Source organism: Catellatospora sp. NPDC049609 (genome assembly GCF_040675365.1).
Taxonomy (GTDB): Bacteria; Actinomycetota; Actinomycetes; order Mycobacteriales; family Micromonosporaceae; genus Catellatospora.
On the sequence record NZ_JBFAOU010000021.1, the window covers coordinates 54,021 to 72,997 of the forward strand.

The 18,977-nt window shown below is 72.8% G+C and carries 16 protein-coding genes; 9 read left to right on the top strand and 7 right to left on the bottom strand.

Annotated elements, in window-relative coordinates; translation table 11 throughout:
- Nucleotides 1–198: 198 nt before the first annotated feature.
- On the bottom strand, nt 199–2,196 hold the full coding sequence (locus AB0J67_RS09130; protein ID WP_363478450.1) for a glycosyl hydrolase family 28-related protein: 1,998 nt from the start codon (nt 2,194–2,196) through the stop codon (nt 199–201).
- Between the two features lie 579 nt (nt 2,197–2,775).
- Here AB0J67_RS09130 and AB0J67_RS09135 point away from each other — a divergent pair.
- The gene (locus tag AB0J67_RS09135) at nt 2,776–4,128 is read left to right on the top strand and encodes a DUF4407 domain-containing protein (protein WP_363478453.1); all 1,353 of its coding nucleotides are present in this window, start codon (nt 2,776–2,778) and stop codon (nt 4,126–4,128) included.
- A gap of 131 nt (nt 4,129–4,259) precedes the next feature.
- Here the strand turns inward: AB0J67_RS09135 and AB0J67_RS09140 are convergent, their stop codons facing one another.
- Nucleotides 4,260–5,048 (bottom strand): TIGR00730 family Rossman fold protein, encoded by a 789-nt coding sequence (locus AB0J67_RS09140; protein ID WP_363478455.1) that lies wholly within the window; start codon nt 5,046–5,048, stop codon nt 4,260–4,262.
- Between the two features lie 162 nt (nt 5,049–5,210).
- Between AB0J67_RS09140 and AB0J67_RS09145 the strand changes: the two genes are divergently transcribed.
- Nucleotides 5,211–5,357, top strand: a complete 147-nt coding sequence (locus AB0J67_RS09145; RefSeq protein ID WP_363478458.1) for a hypothetical protein — start codon at nt 5,211–5,213, stop codon at nt 5,355–5,357.
- Nucleotides 5,358–5,414: 57 nt separating this feature from the next.
- Here AB0J67_RS09145 and dapE read toward each other — a convergent pair whose 3' ends face one another.
- Entirely contained in the window at nt 5,415–6,482 is a 1,068-nt protein-coding gene (gene dapE / locus AB0J67_RS09150; protein ID WP_363478461.1) for a succinyl-diaminopimelate desuccinylase, read from the bottom strand.
- Between the two features lie 19 nt (nt 6,483–6,501).
- Here dapE and AB0J67_RS09155 point away from each other — a divergent pair, with 19 nt between their 5' ends.
- From AB0J67_RS09155 to AB0J67_RS09175, 5 genes are all read left to right on the top strand, one after another.
- Entirely contained in the window at nt 6,502–7,440 is a 939-nt protein-coding gene (locus AB0J67_RS09155; RefSeq protein ID WP_363478464.1) for a DapH/DapD/GlmU-related protein, read from the top strand.
- 61 nt (nt 7,441–7,501) lie between these two features.
- On the top strand, nt 7,502–8,440 hold the full coding sequence (locus tag AB0J67_RS09160; RefSeq protein WP_363478467.1) for a hypothetical protein: 939 nt from the start codon (nt 7,502–7,504) through the stop codon (nt 8,438–8,440).
- Nucleotides 8,437–9,942, top strand: coding sequence for a hypothetical protein (locus tag AB0J67_RS09165; protein ID WP_363478470.1), 1,506 nt, complete (start codon nt 8,437–8,439; stop codon nt 9,940–9,942). The genes AB0J67_RS09160 and AB0J67_RS09165 overlap by 4 nt, the downstream gene beginning before the upstream one ends.
- Nucleotides 9,939–11,225, top strand: coding sequence for an AAA family ATPase (locus tag AB0J67_RS09170; protein ID WP_363478473.1), 1,287 nt, complete (start codon nt 9,939–9,941; stop codon nt 11,223–11,225). Before AB0J67_RS09165 ends, AB0J67_RS09170 begins: the two co-directional genes overlap by 4 nt.
- Before the next feature lie 58 nt (nt 11,226–11,283).
- Entirely contained in the window at nt 11,284–12,726 is a 1,443-nt protein-coding gene (locus AB0J67_RS09175) for a hypothetical protein (protein ID WP_363478476.1), read from the top strand.
- Nucleotides 12,727–12,734: 8 nt separating this feature from the next.
- Here the strand turns inward: AB0J67_RS09175 and dapC are convergent, their stop codons facing one another.
- Both dapC and fdxA read right to left on the bottom strand, forming a co-directional pair.
- Complete coding sequence (gene dapC, locus AB0J67_RS09180; protein WP_363478496.1) at nt 12,735–13,841, bottom strand: succinyldiaminopimelate transaminase; 1,107 nt, start codon at nt 13,839–13,841, stop codon at nt 12,735–12,737.
- On the bottom strand, nt 13,838–14,164 hold the full coding sequence (fdxA, locus tag AB0J67_RS09185) for a ferredoxin (RefSeq protein ID WP_239125510.1): 327 nt from the start codon (nt 14,162–14,164) through the stop codon (nt 13,838–13,840). Before fdxA ends, dapC begins: the two co-directional genes overlap by 4 nt.
- 103 nt (nt 14,165–14,267) lie before the next feature.
- On the opposite strand from fdxA, the gene AB0J67_RS09190 reads away from it, so the two are divergent.
- A complete protein-coding gene (locus tag AB0J67_RS09190; protein ID WP_363478479.1) occupies nt 14,268–15,218 on the top strand; it encodes a GNAT family N-acetyltransferase in 951 nt (316 codons plus the stop codon).
- Nucleotides 15,219–15,273: 55 nt separating this feature from the next.
- Here AB0J67_RS09190 and AB0J67_RS09195 read toward each other — a convergent pair whose 3' ends face one another.
- Complete coding sequence (locus tag AB0J67_RS09195) at nt 15,274–15,723, bottom strand: hypothetical protein (RefSeq protein WP_363478482.1); 450 nt, start codon at nt 15,721–15,723, stop codon at nt 15,274–15,276.
- An 11-nt stretch (nt 15,724–15,734) separates the two neighbouring features.
- A complete protein-coding gene (locus tag AB0J67_RS09200; RefSeq protein ID WP_363478485.1) occupies nt 15,735–17,450 on the bottom strand; it encodes a VanW family protein in 1,716 nt (571 codons plus the stop codon).
- Between the two features lie 109 nt (nt 17,451–17,559).
- Here AB0J67_RS09200 and AB0J67_RS09205 point away from each other — a divergent pair, with 109 nt between their 5' ends.
- Nucleotides 17,560–18,918 carry a DUF2254 domain-containing protein gene (locus AB0J67_RS09205; protein WP_363478488.1) on the top strand — a complete coding sequence of 453 codons (1,359 nt, stop codon included), beginning with the start codon at nt 17,560–17,562 and terminating at the stop codon, nt 18,916–18,918.
- Nucleotides 18,919–18,977: the final 59 nt, after the last annotated feature.

An 18,977-nucleotide genomic window follows, 5' to 3' on the forward strand; every position in this document is an offset into this window, starting at 1 on the left:
GTCATCCGGTCGCCCGCGCCTCGACCCGAGGCATGCTGACCTCACCGAATGCACGGCCCGAAAGAGACGGCCGACGGTCCCCGATGGAGGGTCGGAAAGTTGTCACCGAGCCCCGGACACACCGCGGGCGGGCGCCCGGTGCCGTGCACTCGAACGCCCGCCCGCTTCCCTTATCCGGTGTGGCCTACCGCCGCCTCGTCACCACGGGGACGGCGCCGGGGGCACGACGACCGGCGGGCGGTCGTCGCAGGTGATGGTGTTCGGCAGCTCCCAGGACGCCAGCCACGGGCCCGTGGTGCCGCCGCCGTCGTTGCCGCCCAGGTCGGTCACGATGAACTCGGAACCGGCCGGGGTGAAGTGGAACGACCCGCAGTTGTTGATGCCGACCGCGCCGACGTTGCGGGCGTCGACGTTCTCGAACGACGCGCCGCCCTCGACCCGGGCGCTGAGCACCGAGGTGCCGGTGCCGTCGATCCGCAGGTCCTTGAACTTGACGCCGCGGATCTGGTACAGGTCCTTCACCGACCACTCGCTGACCATCATGATCGCGTTGTAGGTGCTGTCGAGGTAGTGGTCCCCGGTCACCTGGATGTCCGCGTCGATCGTCTTGTCCAGCGCGTAGATCCAGATGGCGCCCAGGCCGATGTTCCAGTTCAGCTCGTACGTGCCGCCCCGGACCGCCGTGTTGTTCGTGAACTTCAGCTGCCCGGCGAACGGCGTCGCGCCGAAGCGGGAGCCGGCGTGCAGCGCCGAACCCTCGCGGACCGGGTCGGCGACCAGGTTGTTCGACACCGTGTTGTCGGTGCCGCCGTAGATCGCGATGCCGTTGGCCAGCGACGGGCTCTGCACCGTGTTGCGGTCGTACACGTTGTTCGCGTCCGCGACGCCGTCGGACCACATGGCCAGGCCGTCGTCACCGGTGTTGCGGATGAAGTTGTTGCGCACCAGCGAGTTGGTGACACCCTTGCGGAAGTTGAGCGCGTCGGCCATCTGGTCCACGATGATGTTGTTCGTGACCTTGATGTTGTCCATCGGGCCGTCGAACCACAGGCCCACCTTGGTGTGCCGGATGTAGAGGCCGTCGATGGTCGAGTCGCTCATCGCGCCGCCGATGCCGTTCACCTGGTCGGTGTCGATGCGCTCGCGCACGTCGCCCTCGATGGTGAAGCCGGACAGGTGCACGTCGCTGCTGCCGCCGTCCTCGGCGTACCTGCCGTAGAAGCCGACGCCGGTGTGCACCGAGCCGTCCTCGGCCGGCTCGCTGAGCGCGACCTGCCTGCCCTTGATGATCGTGTACCAGCTGCCCGCGCCCTCGATCGTCACGTCGTCGACGATGATGTGCCGGTTGACCTGGTACACGCCCGGCGGGACGTAGACCTTCAGCTTCCACTTCTTCGCGAAGGCGATCGCCTTGTCGAAGGCGTCCGCCGACTCCTTGCGCCCGGTCGGGTCGGCGCCGAACGCGAGCACGTTGGCCGCGACGAGCCGCACGTGCGGCGCGCCGACCAGCTCGGAGTCGAGCAGGTCGATCACGGTCCAGGCGGCGTTGCTGCCACCGGGCACGGTGAGCCGGACCTTGTCGCCCGCCTGGTACGTCCTGCCCAGCAGCAGCCGCTGCTCGTCGTAGAAGTGCATCGGGCGGAACGGCTTGCTGATTACCGGCTTCGGCTCGGTGAACGCCGGCACGCACGCGCACTCGGTGATCCACCAGTCCGGGTGCAGCAGGTCGGCGTTCGGGTCGTTGGTGAACGGGTACTGGTTGTACAGCCAGGAGAACTCGGAGGTCAGGGTCATGACCTTCTTGTTCTTGCCGTTGACGGTGACGTTCAGCGGCGCGGTGATGCCGCCGCCGTTCGGCGCGTCGGGGATGCTGTAGCGCACCGTGATCGCGTTCGCGGCGGCGGGCAGCGTGAACTCGACGTACTGGCCGGGGGTGAGCTTGACCGCCTTGCGGCCGGAGGCCTCGGCGGGCAGCGTGTACGCGGTGCGGTCCGGCCCGATGACGGCGCCGTTGGTGGCCGCGTTCTCGGCCTCCTGCTCGAGGAAGGCGACGTCGGCGCCCCGGCCCGCGACCAGCGCTGGGTCGAGGGCGGCGCGCGTCACCACGGGTGCGATGGCGCTGGTGCCGGCGTTGGCGATGCCGGCGCTGCCGACGAGGGTCAGACCGACCGCCGCGACGGTGGCCGAGGCGACCATCGTCGGGGCCCACCGCCGGGACCGGCGGGACCTCGTTGCAGCTCCTGTGATGCTCCGTGTCATCGACAGACTCGTTTCTGGAGGGACAGAGGATCGTCTGAGACGCTCGAGGCGGAGCGGACGCCAGGAGGTGCGGAACGTGGTGAGCCGCTTGGCACGCCGCGACAGCGGCGGCGTGCCGGGGCGAGCCATGTTCCGTGAGGTGACTTTAGATTCCTGGTGACGGTCGACACAAGGTTCTGCGTAATCTTTTCGTAACGCTCATGCGCCACATACAACTAGCCATTAGGTTGTTGCGCTCGATTTGCAAGTCGTTGCATCCGTACGGGGCGATGCCTGGTCGGCGGAGGGGCACGTAGGGGCCATCCCCGACAACCACCGGACAGACAGATCGCGTGTGTTCACCGGAGGATGGACGGCATCCCACCCGGCCCTAAGGAGCTCGGCGTGCACCCCACCGAACCACGACCACCGCAGGATCCCGGGCCATCCGGCCGGCACGTCGCGTCCGATCCGGACCCGACCGTGCCCCTGGCCCGGACACCGGACCCGGCGCCCGCCACGGATCCCATCCCCACGGTGCCCGGGAGCCGGACGCCGGGCCTGTCCACTCCGGCACCCGCCACCGAACCCGTCCCGCCCGCACCGGCAAGAGCCGGTGACGGCGAAGCTGACGGGCATGCGGCGCGGCCGCGGCGTCCGCTGCCGCGCCTGGCGCTCGGCCGGCGGCTGCGGGTGCTGGCCGGCGTGGACGAGGGCCTGCTGGACCGGGTGCCCCAGGAACGCGCTTGGTACACCTCGCTCGGCGGGGTGGTCCTGGGCACCGCGACCATCGCCGCGATCTCCATGTACTTCGCCATCACCCAGGCCATGGGCGCGTCGAGCTGGCTCGCCGTGTTCCCGGTGCTGGTCTGGTTCCTGTTCATCCTCAACGTGGACCGCTGGCTGGTGTCCAGCCGCCTGGGCGAGGGCTGGTTCCGGCGCGTGCCGGTGCTGGCGATGCGCGTGCTGATGGCGGTCTTCTTCGGTGTGATCATCGCCGAGCCGCTGGTGCTGCGCATCTTCGAGACCGCGGTCGTCCAGCACGTCGCCGACCAGCGCACCGAGGCGCTGGCCCAGCTCGCCGGGCGTCTGGCGGCCTGCAACCCGGTGCCCGGCTCGCAGGAGCCCGCCGCGCCCGCCGACTGCAAGGCGGCGGAGCGGTTCAACTTCGACCAGTCCCCGGTCGCGATCCTGCGCGAGCTGCAGACCCGCCGGGCCGACGCGGCCGAGCTGCAGAAGATCGTCGACGCGGACTCCGCCCAGCTGCGCGCGATCAACGACCTGGCCCGCCGCGAGTGCGTCGGCGACTCCGGGGCCGGCCTGACCGGGCAGCGCGGCGTCGGCCCCAACTGCCGCCGGCTGCGCGCCGAGGCCGACGCGTTCCACCGCACCCGGCAGATCCCCGCCAACAACACGAAGCTGGCGGGGCTGCGTACCCGGATCTCGGAGCTGGAGACGGCGGCGGGCACCAGCCATGCCGCCTTCGAGTCCGAGCGCCAGGCCAAGATCGAGGCGCGGGTCGCCGAGGAGCGCAGCCACCAGGGCCCGATCGGCCTGCTGGAACGGCTCGGCGCGCTGCACGACCTGGCCGACTCCAGCGGCACGCTCGCGGTCGGCATCTGGGCCGTGCGCATCTTCTTCATCCTCATCGACTGCATGCCGATCCTGGTGAAGTTCGTCGGCGGCTCGACCACGTACGACCGCCTGGTCAGCGCCCGGCTGGCGGTCGCCGAACGCGACCTCAACCACGACATCGAGTCCGAGTACGCCGAGCGCGAGGCCGAGCTGCGCAAGCGCCGGGCGGAGATCGACCTCGAGATCCTCGAGCACAAGGCCGAGCTCAACCACCGCCTGCACCGCGCCGCCGACCGCCTCTCCGAACGCGTCTGACGGAAAAGGAAGGGCACCTTCTTAACGCTCCGCGTTGTAGAAGGTGCCCTTCCAAACGGGCGGACCCGGCGAGGGTTAAGAAGGTGCCCTTCCTCTACACATAGCGTTGTGAAGGTGCCCTTCCTTTCGGGTCAGTCGATGAGGCCGGTGCCGGTACGCAGGGCGTACTGCTCGGCCGCGAGGGCCTTGTCGGCGTCGAGGATGTGGCTGACCGCCTCGTCGACGTCGTCGGTGCACAGCAGCAGGTCCAGGTCCACCGGGTTGATCTTCCCGTCGGCCAGCATGGTGTCGCGCATCCAGGAGATCAGGCCGCTCCAGTAGGCCTTGCCCATCAGCACCACGGGGAACCGGGTGACCTTCTCCGTCTGCACCAGCGTGAGCGCCTCGAACAGCTCGTCCATGGTGCCCATCCCGCCGGGCAGCACCACGAACGCCTGGGCGTACTTCACGAACATGGTCTTGCGCACGAAGAAGTAGCGGAAGTCGATGCCGACGTCGACCCACTCGTTCATGCCCTGCTCGAACGGCAGCTCGATACCCAGGCCCACGGACAGCCCGCCCGCCTCGGTGCAACCGCGGTTGGCGGCCTCCATCACGCCCGGGCCGCCGCCGGTGATCACGGCGTATCCGGCGCGGGCCAGCGCGCCGCCGAGCCGCTGGGCCAGCTCGCACTCGGGCGAGTCGGGGGCGCTGCGGGCGGAGCCGAAGACACTCACCGCCGGGGGCAGGTCACTGAGCGTGTCGAAGCCTTCCACGAACTCGCTGAGGATGCGCAGGGTGCGCCACGAGTCGCGGACCTTCCAATCCGGACGTCCGGCCGAGTCGAGCAGGGCCTGGTCGGCCGTGCCGGTGGAGACGGCCTCACGGCGCAGGGTCACCGGGCCGCGGTGGCGCTCGGGCCGACGATTGCTTTGCGTCATCCCATCACCGTAGACCGGCAGGATCGTTTACGTGTCGACGCGGCGCGCGACGTCGCAGCAAATTCCCAGCGAACTCCGCAACTTTTCGCCATGCTGTGGCGTCAAGATGTCATACCGCATGGATATGAAGTTCCCCAGAACTGGCCGCCGACGAGGGAGGCGATGAACGTGATGACCCGCACCGAGGTGCTCCGCCAGAGGCAGGCGATGCGCCAGCGCATCCGCGCCACCGTGCACGCCCGCCGGGTCGCCCTGGTGACCGGCCCGCCGGAGACCGAGCCGGTGGAGGAATCCGCCCCGGCCCGCTGACGAAAGACCTGGCCAAGCCGGTGACCCCGCACCGGCGACGCCCAGCCCCGGCCGGCGTCAGCTCAGCCAGCTGCGCATCAGGTCGGCGCCCGCCACGATCTTGTCGATCTCCACGTGCTCGTCGCGCTTGTGCGCCAGGTTCGGGTCGCCCGGACCGAAGTTCAGCGCCGGGATGCCCAGCGCCGCGAACCGCGCCACATCGGTCCAGCCCAGCTTCGCCGTCGGCGGCGCACCGGTCAGAGCCAGGAACTCCGCCGCCGGAGCGGCCGTCAGGCCGGGCAGCGCACCCGGCGCCGAGTCCGTGATCTCCACCTCGTAGCCGCCGAACACCTCGCGCAGGTGCACCTCCGCCTGCGCTTCGGAACGGTCCGGGGCGAAGCGGAAGTTCACCTCGATCTCGCACGCGTCCGGGATCACGTTGCCCGCCACGCCGCCGGTGATGCGCACCGCGTTCAGGCCCTCGCGGTAGCGGCAGCCCTCGATCTCGACCTGGCGCGCCTGGTACGCCTCCAGCCGGCGCAGCACCTCGCCGGCCTGGTGGATCGCGTTGGAGCCCAGCCACGACCGGGCCGCGTGCGCGCGCGTGCCGTGGGTGCGCACCCGCGCCCGCATGGTGCCCTGGCAGCCCGCCTCGACCGCGCCGTACGTCGGCTCCAGCAGCACCGCGAAGTCCGCCTCCAGCAGCTCCGGACGCTGCTCGCCGACGATGCGCAGCCCGTTGAGCGCCGCCTCGACCTCCTCGCATTCGTAGAAGAAGTACGTGACGTCGTGGCGCGGCTGCGCGACCGTGGCGGCCAGGTGCAGCGCGATGGCGGTGCCGCTCTTCATGTCCGAGGTGCCGCAGCCCCACATGATCTTCTCGTCCATGGTGGACGGGAAGTTGTCCGCGATCGGCACCGTGTCCAGGTGCCCCGCCAGCACCACCCGCTGCGCGCGGCCCAGCTCGGTGCGCGCGATCACGTTGTGCCCGATCCGCTCGACCCGCAGGTGACCGCAACCTTCCAGCGCCTGCTGCACCGCGTCGGCGATCTCCTTCTCGTTGCCGGAGACGGACTCGATGTCCACCAGCGCACGGGTCAGCGACACGGGATCAGCGAGCACCTGAGGCGTCAGCGGGTTCGACATACGGGTAGCCTAGGGCACCGTGAGCAGCGAACGTCTCGACCAGTCCGCGTGGGGCTTCGGCCTCGCCACCGTCAGCGCCGAGCACACCCTCGAGGTGTGGTATCCCACCGGCCAGCTCGGCCTCGACCGCTGCGGCCAGGACGCGCCCGACCTCAAGGTCGCCGAGCCCTGCCTGCCCGGCCTGCGGGTGGTGCAGGTGCACACCACCATCGGGTCGCTGGCCGACGCGCCGCGCGACACCGCCGACGCGTACCTGCGCCTGCACCTGCTCTCCCACCGCATCATCAAGCCGCACCAGGCGAACCTGGACGGCATCTTCGGCCTGCTGCCGAACAACGCGTGGACGTCGGCGGGCGTGTGCCCGCCGGACCGGGTCGACGAGCTGCGCCTGTTCGAGCGCGCCGCCGGCCGCCACCTCGCCGTGTACGGCGTGGACAAGTTCCCCCGGATGACCGATTACGTCGTGCCGCCGGGCGTGCGCATCGCCGACGCCGACCGGGTCCGCCTCGGCGCGCACCTGGCCTCGGGCACCACGGTCATGCAGAAGGGCTTCGTCAACTTCAACGCGGGCACCCTGGGCACCTCGATGGTCGAGGGCAGCATCTCGGCCGGCGTGCTCGTGGGCGAGGGCTCCGACATCGGCGCGGGCGCGTCCATCATGGGCACCCTGTCCGGCGGCGGCAAGGAGATCATCAGCGTCGGGCAGCGCAGCCTGGTCGGCGCGAACGCCGGCATCGGCATCTCGCTCGGCGACGACTGCGTGGTCGAGGCCGGCTGCTACGTCACCGCGGGCACCAAGGTGACGCTGACCGCCACCGGCGAGGTCGTGAAGGCGGCCACCCTGTCCGGCGCGTCCAACGTGCTGTTCCTGCGCAACTCCGTGACGGGCGCGGTCGAGGCCCGTCCGCGCACCGGCACCGGCATCGTGCTGAACGCGGCACTGCACGCCAACGACTGACCGCCGCACCGGACCGGGGCCCACCGGCTCCGGTCCGGCCGCATACCGGGAGGCGCCGACCTTGGATCCACGACGGATGGCCGGGCTGCTCGACGCGCCCGGCTGCCGTCGCAGGCTCGCCCTGGACGCCGCCCGGGTCGACCTCGGCCTGCTGGCCGAGGCGATCGGCGCGCCGCCCAGCGGGCAGAGCCCGTACGCGCGGGAGCGGGACGGCACCTTCGCCCACCTGGCCACGAGCCGGCTGCCCGAGCTCGTCGAACGCCACCTCGGCATCGAGTGCGGGGCGGCCGTCGAGACCGACGCCCTGCCCACCGGCGCCGGGCTGTGGGTGTGGCGCGAGCCGCGGCTGCGCCTCGGCGACTTCCCGGTCACCCCGGACCAGGTCGTCCTCGCCTCCGACGGCACGCTGCTGCATCCGGTCGAGATCAGGTCGTACGCCTGCGTGGACGGCCACGCCGATCCGGCCAAGGTCGCGGGCACCGCGCGGGAACTGGCCGTGGTCGTCGGCGCGCTGCGCCAGGCCGCGCCCGTGCCGGAGCGCGTCAGCAGCCGGGCGCTGCTGGTGCTGCCGCGCAACTTCGGCCTCGCCCCGGTCGGCACCACGCTCGACGTCGCGCCGCAGGTGCGCCGCCTCGGCTGGGCGCTGTCCCGGCTGCGCGCCGACCTGCCGGAACGGCTGCGGCGCCAGGCGCTGGGCGGCCCGGCGCTGGCGGGCGAGGCGCTGGTCGACGCGCTGGCCGAGGTCGACGCGCGGTTCGGCGACGGCTGCCCGAGCTGCCCCATGTACACGCACTGCCGCACCGGCGCGGAGCGCGACGGCTCGGTGTCGCGCGCCGGCGCCGCCGCCGCCAACCTGTGCGGCCCGGTCGGGCTGGCCACGCACGCGCTGGCCCTGGCCCACGGCGAGCGGGCCCCGCACGGCGAGTCCGAGCAGGCCATCGCGGCCGAGCTGGCGCGCGCGGCGCAGGCGTACGGGTGGGCCACCGGGAGCACCTCGTGAGCCTCGACGTCTACCAGCGGCTGCTCGCGCTGACGCGGGCGCGCGCGGTGCCGGCCGCGTCCCGCGCCCACCGGCACCTGTCGCCGCGGCCCTGGGTGCTGGCCGGATACCACCTGGCCGGTGAGCCGTCCGCGCCGGTCGCGATCCGGTACGGCTCGTTCCGCGACTCCCCCAAGCTGCTCACCATCGCCGAGCCGCGCGACCGCAAGCAGCGCTTCGCCGCGCTGGGCGGCCTCGCCCGCGACCTCGCGACGTACCTGAGCCGCTACACGGTCACCGAGCCGGTCGTGCGCGGCACCGGCAACGGGCGCGAGCTGGAGGTCGACCACTGCTGCACGGACGCGCCGCAGATCGTGGTGCCCAACGAGGCCACCGCGCACTGGGTCGGCCTGCTCGGGCAGTACCTGCGCACCCTCGACGACCCGGTGCTGCAGCAGGCCGGGGCGCACCTGGGCTGGATCGCCTCCCGCCGCCACCTGCCCGGCTCATGCGTGCTGCTCACCGCCACCGACCTGCTCACCGCGCACTGGCGCACCGGCCAGCTGCCCACCGAGGACGGTCACCTGGGCCGCCTGCTCGCCTGGATCGAGCCGCCCGCCGGCTCCGACGCCTGGCAGGCCGCCCGCGACGCCGAGGCGCGCCCGCCGGCCGGCCCCGCCAGCGACCCCGCCTGGGACCAGGTGGTGCTGCGCCCCGCCCTGGAACGCGCCAAGCAGCAGGGCGACGTACGCCGCCTCAAGATCGCCGCGACCGAGGTGCTCGACGTCGCCTGGCGCGACACCTGGGCCGCCCTCGACCTGGTGCGGCTGCTGCCGCCCGGCGAGCACGTGGCCAAGCGCTGGGAGTCCGACCGCTGGTCGTGGACCCGGCACCGGGAGCGGGTGCTCGCGGGCACGGTCTCGTTCACCGCCCGGCTGTCCGACGTCCCGGCGTACCGCTTCCTGCACGAGCTGGAGACCCGCACCGCCGCCCTGGACCGCCAGATGGCCCTGGACGACCCGCTGGTGATGGCGCGCTACCTGGCCACCGGCGAGGCCGTCGCGGGCGTGGTCGTCAAGCGCGACCCCGAGCACACGGTCACCAACCCCGGCGGCCGGTCGGTGCTGCGGCCACTGCTGTGGGTGCGCGTGAACGCCGCGTTCGACCGGCCCGCCGGCACCGAGCTGTGGCTGGGCAAGGTCGGCATGACCGTGCGCGCGTCCGCCGACGACACCATCGAGCTGATGGTGGTCAGCGGCGCCGTCACCCGGCCCAAGCTGAACCTGCTCCCGGAGTGCGACGCCGAGGTGGTGCTGGCCCCGTTCGGCCCGCAGCAGCACTTCCCCGACAATCTCCCCGACGAGCTGCCCTGGCCCACCCGCGGCCGCCGCAAGCCCGCCCCCGAGCCGGAGCAGGACGACGACCTGGACACCGACGCGGCCATCGCGGCCGCCGCCGCAGGCGACGCACCGGACTCGGACGCGGCGGTGACCGGTGACGGTCGCGGGGGAGGTGGCTCGTGAGTACGGCGGCGACGCGGCACGAGTCCGCGATCGAGGAGGTCTGGGACCGGGTGCGCGGCACCGACCGAGCCGTGGTCGTCGACTCGCCGCCCGGCGCGGGCAAGTCGACCCTGGTGCGGGAGCTGACGCGGCGGCTGGTGGCGGCCGGCGAGCACGTGCCGATCGTGGTGCAGACCAACGACCAGGCCGACGACCTGGTCATCGCGCTGGCCGGGGCGGGCCTGCGCACCGGTCGCCTGCACGGGCAGGAGTGGACGCCGCCGCGCGGCTGGCCGAAGACCAAGGTCCGCACCGGCACCAAGCTCGGCGAGCTGGGCGGCTGCGACGTCATCGTGGGCACCGCCGCGAAGTGGGCGTACGTCAAGGCCGACGAGCGGGTCTGGCCGCTGGGCATCATCGACGAGGCGTACCAGATGTCGGCGGCGGCGCTGGTGCGCGTCGGGCACCTGTTCGACCGGCTGCTGCTGGTCGGCGACCCGGGGCAGCTCGCGCCGTTCACCGTCGCCGACGAGCACTCCGTGCGCTCGCTGGCCACCTGGCCGCTCGACACCGCCGCCGGGACGCTGCTGCGCAACCACCCGGACACGCCCGTCGTGCCGCTGCCCGTGAGCTGGCGGCTGGCCCCGCACACCGCGCCGGTGATCTCGGACGCGTTCTACACCCGCGCGTTCACCGCCGGGGCCGCGCCGCAGGACCGGCGGCTGGAGCTGGGCAGCCGCACCCACCCGGCGCTCGCGCACGCCGCCGAGCACGGCTGGGCGCTGCTCGAGCTGCCCGAGGCGCACGTGCCGCGTACCGATCCGGCGCTGGTCGCGACGCTGGCCGAGCTGGTGCACCAGCTGGTCACCGCCGAGGTGTCCACGGTGGACCCGTCCGGCGCGCGCCCGCTGAGCCACGCGGACGTGGCGGTCGGCGTGGTGCACCGCGACCAGAAGGCGCACGTCGAGGCGGCGTTGCAGCGCCGGGGCATCACCGGGGTCACCGTGGACACCGCGAACCGGCTGCAGGGGCGGCAGTACGAGGTCGTGCTGGCCTGGCACCCGCTCAGCGGGCGGCGCGACGCCAGCGCGTTCCACCTGGAGGCGGGGCGGCTGTGCGTGCTCGCCTCCCGGCACCGCCAGGCCTGCGTCGTGGTGACGCGGGGCGGGGTGGAGGAGCAGCTGCACGCCTACCCGGCGGCCGAGCCGGTGTGGCTGGGCACGGACCCGCCGCAGGTCGACGGCTGGGAGGCCAACCGCGCCTTCCTGGAACGGCTCGCCGCGCACCGCGTCCCGCACCGCTGACAGGCCCGCGCCGCTGGCGCCGGCCCGTTACAGTCGGCGCTCTACGGGGAGGTAGCGCGTGCACGCCATGCTGGTGCTGGTGCTCGTCATCGGTCTCGTCCTGCTGCTGGCCGTCGCGGTCAACCGGCGCGAGCTCTCCCGGCAGGAGCGGTTCGCCCAGCGGCACCAGCTGGAGCCGACCCCCGCTACCCTCGCGGCCGTCACGGCGTACCTGGCCGCCACCCGGCGGTTCCGGGTCGTCGGCACGCTGGCCGGGGGCACGGCCGGGCTGCTGGTCCAGCTGTCCTGGCAGCAGGTGCGGCTGGATCTCACGGCGCTGCTCGCGGGCTGGCTCGTCGGGGCGTACCTCGCCGAGGCGTCCCTCGCCCGCGACGCCGAGTCCGTCGCGGCCCGGCACGCCACCGCCGGCAACGCCGCAGCCCGCGCAGCCGGCGCAGCCGGCGGCGCCGCCTCCCCCGCGGGCACCGACACCGTGGGAGCCGCACCGCCCGCGGTGCCGCGGTGGCTGCGTGCCGTGCCCGTCATCACGACGGTGACGGCCGGTCTGGTCACGACACTGCACCTCTGGACCCGGTTCGAAGCCGCCGCCGACGCGGTGGCCTGGGGCCTGGGCGCGGTGGCCGCGTCGGGGCTGGCGGCGCTGACGGTGCGCACCGTATCGCAGCGCCCGCGCCTGGCCGGGGCCGATCCGGCGGTCGACCGCGCGGCGCGTGCGCACGCGGCCGCCGGGGTCACCGCGGTGGGGATGCTGCTCGCGGCGCACTGCCTGCTGCGGCCGCTCGCCGACGTCCAGGCGGGCCGCACCGGTCAGACGCTCGCCGCCGTCGCGGGCGCCGGCTCGCTGTGGCTGGTGGGCAGCCTGCTGCTGGCCGTCGCGATCTGGTCCGCGGCCGCGCCCGGCGGCCGGGTCCGGCTGCCCGCCGTGCTCACTGCGGGGCTGGCGGTCGTGACGGTCGCCTGGCTCGGCGTGGGCGTCGTCCGGGACATCCCGCCGTACGGCCCCGGCGAGGTCCAGGCCGTCGCCCAGGTGCGCTTCACCGGCCCCGCCACGCACCGGGCCGACGCCGCCGCGTTCGGCATGCCGTGGGCGACCGGCCTCGTCGCCGGTGACGGCGAGCAGGCGTTCCTGGGGCGGGTGGAGCTGCGCCTGCCGCCCGGCGCGCCCCGCGACGGCGACTACCACGTGCTCGTCATCGACAACCGGTCGAACACCGTGCCGCCGATCTACGGCGAGCAGGGCGCGGGCTGGAACGGCTTTCTCGACACCGCCGCGGACCGCTATCCGTGGCTGGCCGGCGTGTTCGGCCGGACCGGCCCGGACGGTGTCGTCCGCGACAGCCCGATGGCGGTGTACGCCAAGCCGGGGCAGCCGGAGGCGATCACGTTCGAGGGCGTCGTACCCGCCGGCGCGATGCCGTCCCACCTGGCGGTGGTGCTCATCTTCAGCGGACCGCAGCAGCAGATCTACTGGGCCACGCGGCTACCGGTCAGCCCCGCCTGACGGCGTCGTCAGGCGGCGAGGCGGGCGACGGCGGCACGGACCCGCTCGTCGGTCGCGGTCAGCGCGACGCGCACGTGCTGCGCACCCCCGGGGCCGTAGATGGCACCGGGCGCCACCAGCACGCCCCGCTCGGCGAGCGCGTCGACGGTCTGCCAGCAGTCCTCGCCGCGGGTGGCCCACAGGTAGAGCCCGGCCTGCGAGTGGTCGATGGTGAACCCGGCGCCCACCAGGGCCGCGGCCAGCAGCTCGCGGCGGGCGGCGTACCGGGTGCGCTGCTCGTCCACGTGGGACTCGTCGGCCAGCGCGGCGATCATCGCGGCCTGCACCGGGCCGGGCATGATCATGCCGGCGTGCTTGCGCACCGCCAGCAGCTCGCCGACCAGGTCCGGGTCGCCGGCCACGAAACCGGCGCGGTATCCGGCCAGGTTGGACCGCTTGGACAGCGAGTGCACGGCGAGCAGCCCGGTGAAGTCGCCGTCGCACACCGACAGCACGGACACCGGCTGCGCCGTCCACGGCAGGGTCAGGTAGCACTCGTCGCTGGCCAGCACGGCGCCGGTGGCGCGCGCGTACGCGACCCAGGCGCGCAGCTCATCGGCGGAGGCCACCCGGCCGTGCGGGTTGCCGGGTGAGTTGACCCAGATCAGCGCGGGGCGTACGCCGTCCGGCGGGCTGTCCGCCCGGACCACGGTCGCGCCGGCGAGCTGGGCGCCCACCTCGTACGTCGGGTAGCAGACCTCGGGGATGACCACCGTGTCGCCGGGGCCGGCGCCGAGCAGCGTGGGCAGCCAGCTGACCAGCTCCTTGGAGCCGATCGTGGGCAGCACGCCGAAGCCGGACGGCGCGGCGCAGGAGCGCGCGGTCCAGGCGGTGATCTCCTGCCGGAGCTCGGCCGTCCCCGCCGTCAGCGGGTAGCCCGGCCAGTCGGACGCCTCGGCCAGCGCCTTGCGCACGACCGCGGGCACCGGGTCGACCGGCGTGCCGATGGACAGGTCGACGATGCCGTCGGGGTGCGCGGCGGCCCGCCGCTTCGACGGCTCCAGCAGGTCCCAGGGGAAGTCCGGCAGGCCGGCGGAGACCCTCCGCCGGCCGGGACCGGGAGCCTGAGCGCTCAGTGGTCGCCTTCCTTCGCCGGCTGGGCGGCGACGAACGGCGCGTCCGCGGTGATCTTCCCGATCTTCGAGGCGCCGCCGGGCGAACCGAGCTCGTTGAAGAACTCGTAGTTGGCAGTGGTGTAGTCGCGCCACTGCTCCGGCACGTCGTCCTCGTAGAAGATCGCCTCGACCGGGCACACCGGCTCGCACGCGCCGCAGTCAACGCACTCGTCCGGGTGGATGTAGAGCATCCGGTTGCCCTCGTAGATGCAGTCGACAGGGCACTCCTCGATGCAGGCCTTGTCGAGCACATCGACGCACGGTTCGGCGATGATGTAGGTCACGGGTCGTCCTTCCACGCACTCCCGGAACATGAGCAAGCCACGTTCCGCCGCGTTACGCGGCCAACGGCAAGCCTAGTATCCGGGAGAGGGAGGTAGGTAGTCAGTGTTGGCTAAGCACGATCTCGGGTCCCGCGTGGTGGTACGGCGACTGGCCGGTGTCCGTGGTGACAGACCTCAGTTCACCGATGTGCTGGGCGAACTCACCGAGGTGGGAGACGCCTCGCTGACCGTCGCCACGTCCCACGGACTGGTCGTCGTGCCCCTGGCCGAGGTGCACCGGGCCAAGGTGGTGCCCGCCCGGCGCGGCGCGACCGCCCGCGAGATCGCGGCCCTGGAGCTGGCCGCCGCCGACGCGTGGCCGCCGCCGGTGGTCGAGCTGCTGGGCACCTGGCGGCTGCGCGCCGCGGGCGGCTACACCGGCCGGGCCAACTCGGCGCTGCCGGTGGGCGATCCCGGCCTGCCGCTGCCGGCGGCGCTGGACGAGGTCGTCGCCTTCTACCGGCGGCAGGGTCTGCCGCCGCAGGTCGACGTGCCGCTGCCGCTGGCCGCGGGGGTCGAGCGGGAGCTGCGCAAGGGCGGCTGGCACGCCGAGTGCACCGTCGAGGTCCAGGTCAGCCCGCTGTCGGAGCTGATCGCGGTGACGCCGGACGGCGCCGGGTTCGAGCTGAGCCCGACCCCGTCCGCCGGGTTCCTGGCGATGGTCGCCGACGACCGCGGCCCGCTGCCCGAGGCCGCGCTGCACGTGCTGACGGCGGTGCCCGAGCTGGTCTTCGCGCACTGCTACGGCGAGGACGGCGCGCTGCTGGCCCGCGCCCGCGGCTCGATCACCGGCGAGGGCCGCTGGCTGGGGGTGTTCGGCGTGGAGACCTCCCCCGCCGCCCGCCGCCGGGGGCTGGCCCGCGAGGCGATGGGAGTGCTCGCCCGCTGGGCCGCCGCGCGCGGCGCCACGGACGCGTTCCTGCAGGTCGAGTCGCGCAACACCGGCGCGCTGGCGCTCTACGCCGCCCTCGGCTTCACCCGCCACCACCACTACACCCGCTACCAGCTGCGCTGAAAAGAATGGGCTCCTTCTCGACGTATGCGTCGAGAAGGAGCCCATTCTTTTGTCGCTAGACGCGGCGGGGGTGGGCCTTGCTGCGCTCGGCGAAGCTCTTGAGCTGCTTGGAGCGGTAGTCGGCGGCGAACGCCACCAGACCCGCGAGGCCCAGGCCCGTGCCGACCGCGAAGACCGCGGCGTACACCCAGATCTGCGCGAAGAAGGCGCCGGCGCCGTTGGCGAACGGACTCTCCCAGGTCAGCAGCGGGCCGAGGAAGATGCTCAGCAGGCAGGCCACGCCTCCCGCGGCGGCCAGATCGGCGACCACCCGCGCGATCGGGCGGGTGCGACCCCAGCGCACCGCCATCACCAGGAAGACGAGACCGATCACACCCAGCGCGACGAACCCGGCCATGGACTGCTTGTCCGCGTCATCGATCCCCTTGGCGACCCAGCGGGCGACCACGTTGACCGCGAACAGCACACCGGCGATCGCGCCGACCGGCAGCCAGCGCTCCTTCATCGAACCCCTCCTCAGGGCTTGGCAGTCTGCGGCGGCTTCTTCGCCTCGCACACGAACTGTGGCTCAGCGTCATACCGCCAGGTGAACTTCTCCCGGTTGACCTCTCTACCGTCCTTGCGGAAGATACGCCAGGCGTCCTGAGTGAAACCTTGACTACCCCCAGTAGCGATGCAGGTGGGACCGGCCTCCAGCACCACCTTCTCCGGCTCGACGATGTCGCGCTTGGGATCGTAGGTGGTCGTGATGCTGTCGTAGACCTTGGTGGACCACATGCTCACGGTCACCGACCGGTTGGTGTACGAGGTGTCGATGAGCACGCCGTACGGGCTGGTGTTGGTGAACTTCAGGTCCAGCGACGGGTACATGATCGTGGACTCGATGACCGCCGGGTACCGCGAGAAGTAGTACGAGTGTGGCTTGTGCTCGACGTCCTTCATGCCGGCGTAGTACGCCGCGTTGAAGATCGTGGTGGTGAACTGCGACGCGCCGCCGCCGACACCCGGGACCAGCTTGCCGTCCATGATGATCGGGGCGTCGTGGTAGCCCTCGGCGTAGCCGCGCGGGCCGGTGTGCCCGTTCAGCGAGAAGGTCTCGCCGGGCCGCACGATCGCGCCGTCGACCTCCTTGGCGATCTGCACGATGTTCTTGCTGCGCGGGTTGCTCAGCCCGCCCGTGAAGTACGTCGTGAAGCTGGAGACCTGCTCCCTGACGCCCAGCTCGGCCAGGTCGCCGCTGGTAGTGGCCGGCTGCACGTCCCGGACCACGGCGGGCACGGTGCGCGCGCCGGTCTGCTTGAGCACCGGCAGCAGGTCGGCGGCGAGCTTCGTGGTGTCCACCAGCGTGCCGCCGGTCGAGGCCACCACCTTCGCCGTGGTGCCGTCGCCGCCGCCGATGGTGGCGTTGTGCGGCTGGGTCTCGACCTTGGCGAGCTCGGCGCCCATCGCCTTGCGCAGCTTGGCCGCGTCGACCCGCGCGGACAGCCTGCCCTGCGCGTCCGAGCTGATCACCAGGCTGGCCGCGACCGCCTTCGGCGACACGGTCAGGTTGCCCCGGGGCGTGGTCACGGTGACCGGGGCGGCCACCGCGGGGCGCGCCACCTCGGCGATCATCCGGTCCACGTCGGCCGGGGTGCCGGTCGGCGCCTTGTCGGCGAGCGGGACCTCGACCTCGCTGTCGCGCAGCCAGCCGTCCCGTACCGCCTCGGCCGCCTTCGCGCTGTCCAGCGCCTGGCCCGGCTTCGGGTAGACCGGCTTCGGGGTGGTGCCGTCGAAGGTGACGCCGGGCAGGGTCATCGCCGCCGCCGCCTTCTGCACCGCCGGTGCGAGCGCCGTGGCCAGCCGCGCCTCGTCGACGGTGACGACCGGCGGCACCGCGCCGCCGCCGAACACCGTGGCGATGGGGTTGCTGGCGCGGGACATGGCCGCGTCCACCGTCTTGTCGACGTCGACGTTCAGGCCCACGTCCTGCGGCTGCACGCTGGCGGTCTGTGACCCGACCCGCACCGTGAGCGGCGCGCTGAGCTGGTCGGTCTTGGCGGCCAGGCCGGTACGCAGGGCGTCGGCGGCTTCGGCCCGGCTGCCACCGATGGCGATGCCGAGCACCTTCGCGCCGCGTGGCACGTCGGCGCCGAACGCGTTGCCCGCGAAGGCGCCGGACACGGTGAGCACGAGGACCGAAGCCAGGCCTGCGATCAACCAGCGCCGGTGGGGAACGGGGGCGACGGACAAGACGGCACCTCATCATCATTGGTGGGAGACGTTGGCGACCAAGGCTAGCTCGATAAATGAAGCTCGCCCACATTCGAGAGAATCAGGGTTTATGTCCGGTATAGGTCACGTGCCCCACGGAGACGGCTCCGCCGACCTCGAACACGAGGTCGCCCCACACGTACGCCGGCTGCGCTCGCGAGCCCTGCGGGACCGCCTGGCGGAGAGCATGCTCTTCCTGCCCAGCCTGATGCTGATCGCCTCGATCGGCCTGGCCTTCGCGCTCGGCGAGGTCGACACCCGGTACATGACCGACCCCAGCGACGTGATCACGTTCACACCCGACGTCGCCGTCACACTGCTCGGCACCATCGCCGGTGCGATGATCACCACGGCGGGTGTGGTCTTCTCGCTGCTGGTGGTCTCGCTCCAGCTGGCCAGCGGCCAGTTCTCGCCGCGGGTGCTGCGCGGCTTCTGGCGCGACCGCCACGGGCAGGTGCTGGTCGGCCTGCTGCTGAGCACCTTCGCCTTCTGCGTCACGGCGCTGTCGCGGGTCGACACCGGCGCCGACCACGCCCCGCCGCTCACCGTCGGCTTCGCGCTGCTGCTCACCCTGGTGTCGGTCATCGCGATCGTGGTCTACCTGGACCGCATCAGCCGCCAGCAGTACGTCGGGCGGATCATGGAGCGCGTCGTGCGGGAGACCCATGGCCTGATCAGCGAGCTGCCGTACGGCCCGCACATCGGAGTGAAGGTGGGCGAGCCCGTCGACCCGCCGGACCTCACCGCGCTGGGCCGCCCGCTGGTGGTGACCGCGACCGTCGACGGCTGGGTGCAGCAGCTCAGCCGCCGCGCCATGGTCAAGGCCACGCCGCCCGGCACGGTGCTGCGCCTGGAGACCCGCGTCGGCGCGTACCTCACCTCCGGCACGCCGCTGGTCACCATGTGGCCGCCGCCGCCCGACCCGGCCGTCACCGCCCGGCTGATCGCCGAGGCCGTGATCGTCGGACCGGCCCGCACCATGCAGCAGGACATCGACTTCGGCCTGCGCCAGCTCGCCGACATCGGCCTGCGCGCGCTGTCCGCCGCGGTCAACGACCCCACCACCGCGGTCGAGGTCATCCTGCGCATGGGCTCGATCATGCGGCCGCTGCTGCTGGCCGAGTGCCCCGCCCAGTCGGTGCGCGACCCCGACGGGCGGATCCTGCTCACCCCATGCGACCTCGACCATGCCGAGTACGTCGGGCACGCCTTCAACCACCTGCGCCACTACGCCGCCGGGCACGTCGCGGTGCTCATCCCGCTCGTGCGCACGCTGCGCATGCTGCGCGACGGCTGCCACTCCGGCTACCGCGGCGCCATGAACGCCGATCGGGTACGCACCATCGCCGCCCTCGACCGCCAGCTCCTGCTGACCGTGGCGGGCGCCCGCGCCGCCAACCTGCTACCGGAGGACCTCGCCCAGGTCGAGGCCGCCGCCGGACTCTGAGAGCCCGCCGCGGCGGCAGGTGTCTCGCCGCGGCGGCAGGTGTCTCGCCGCGGCCGACA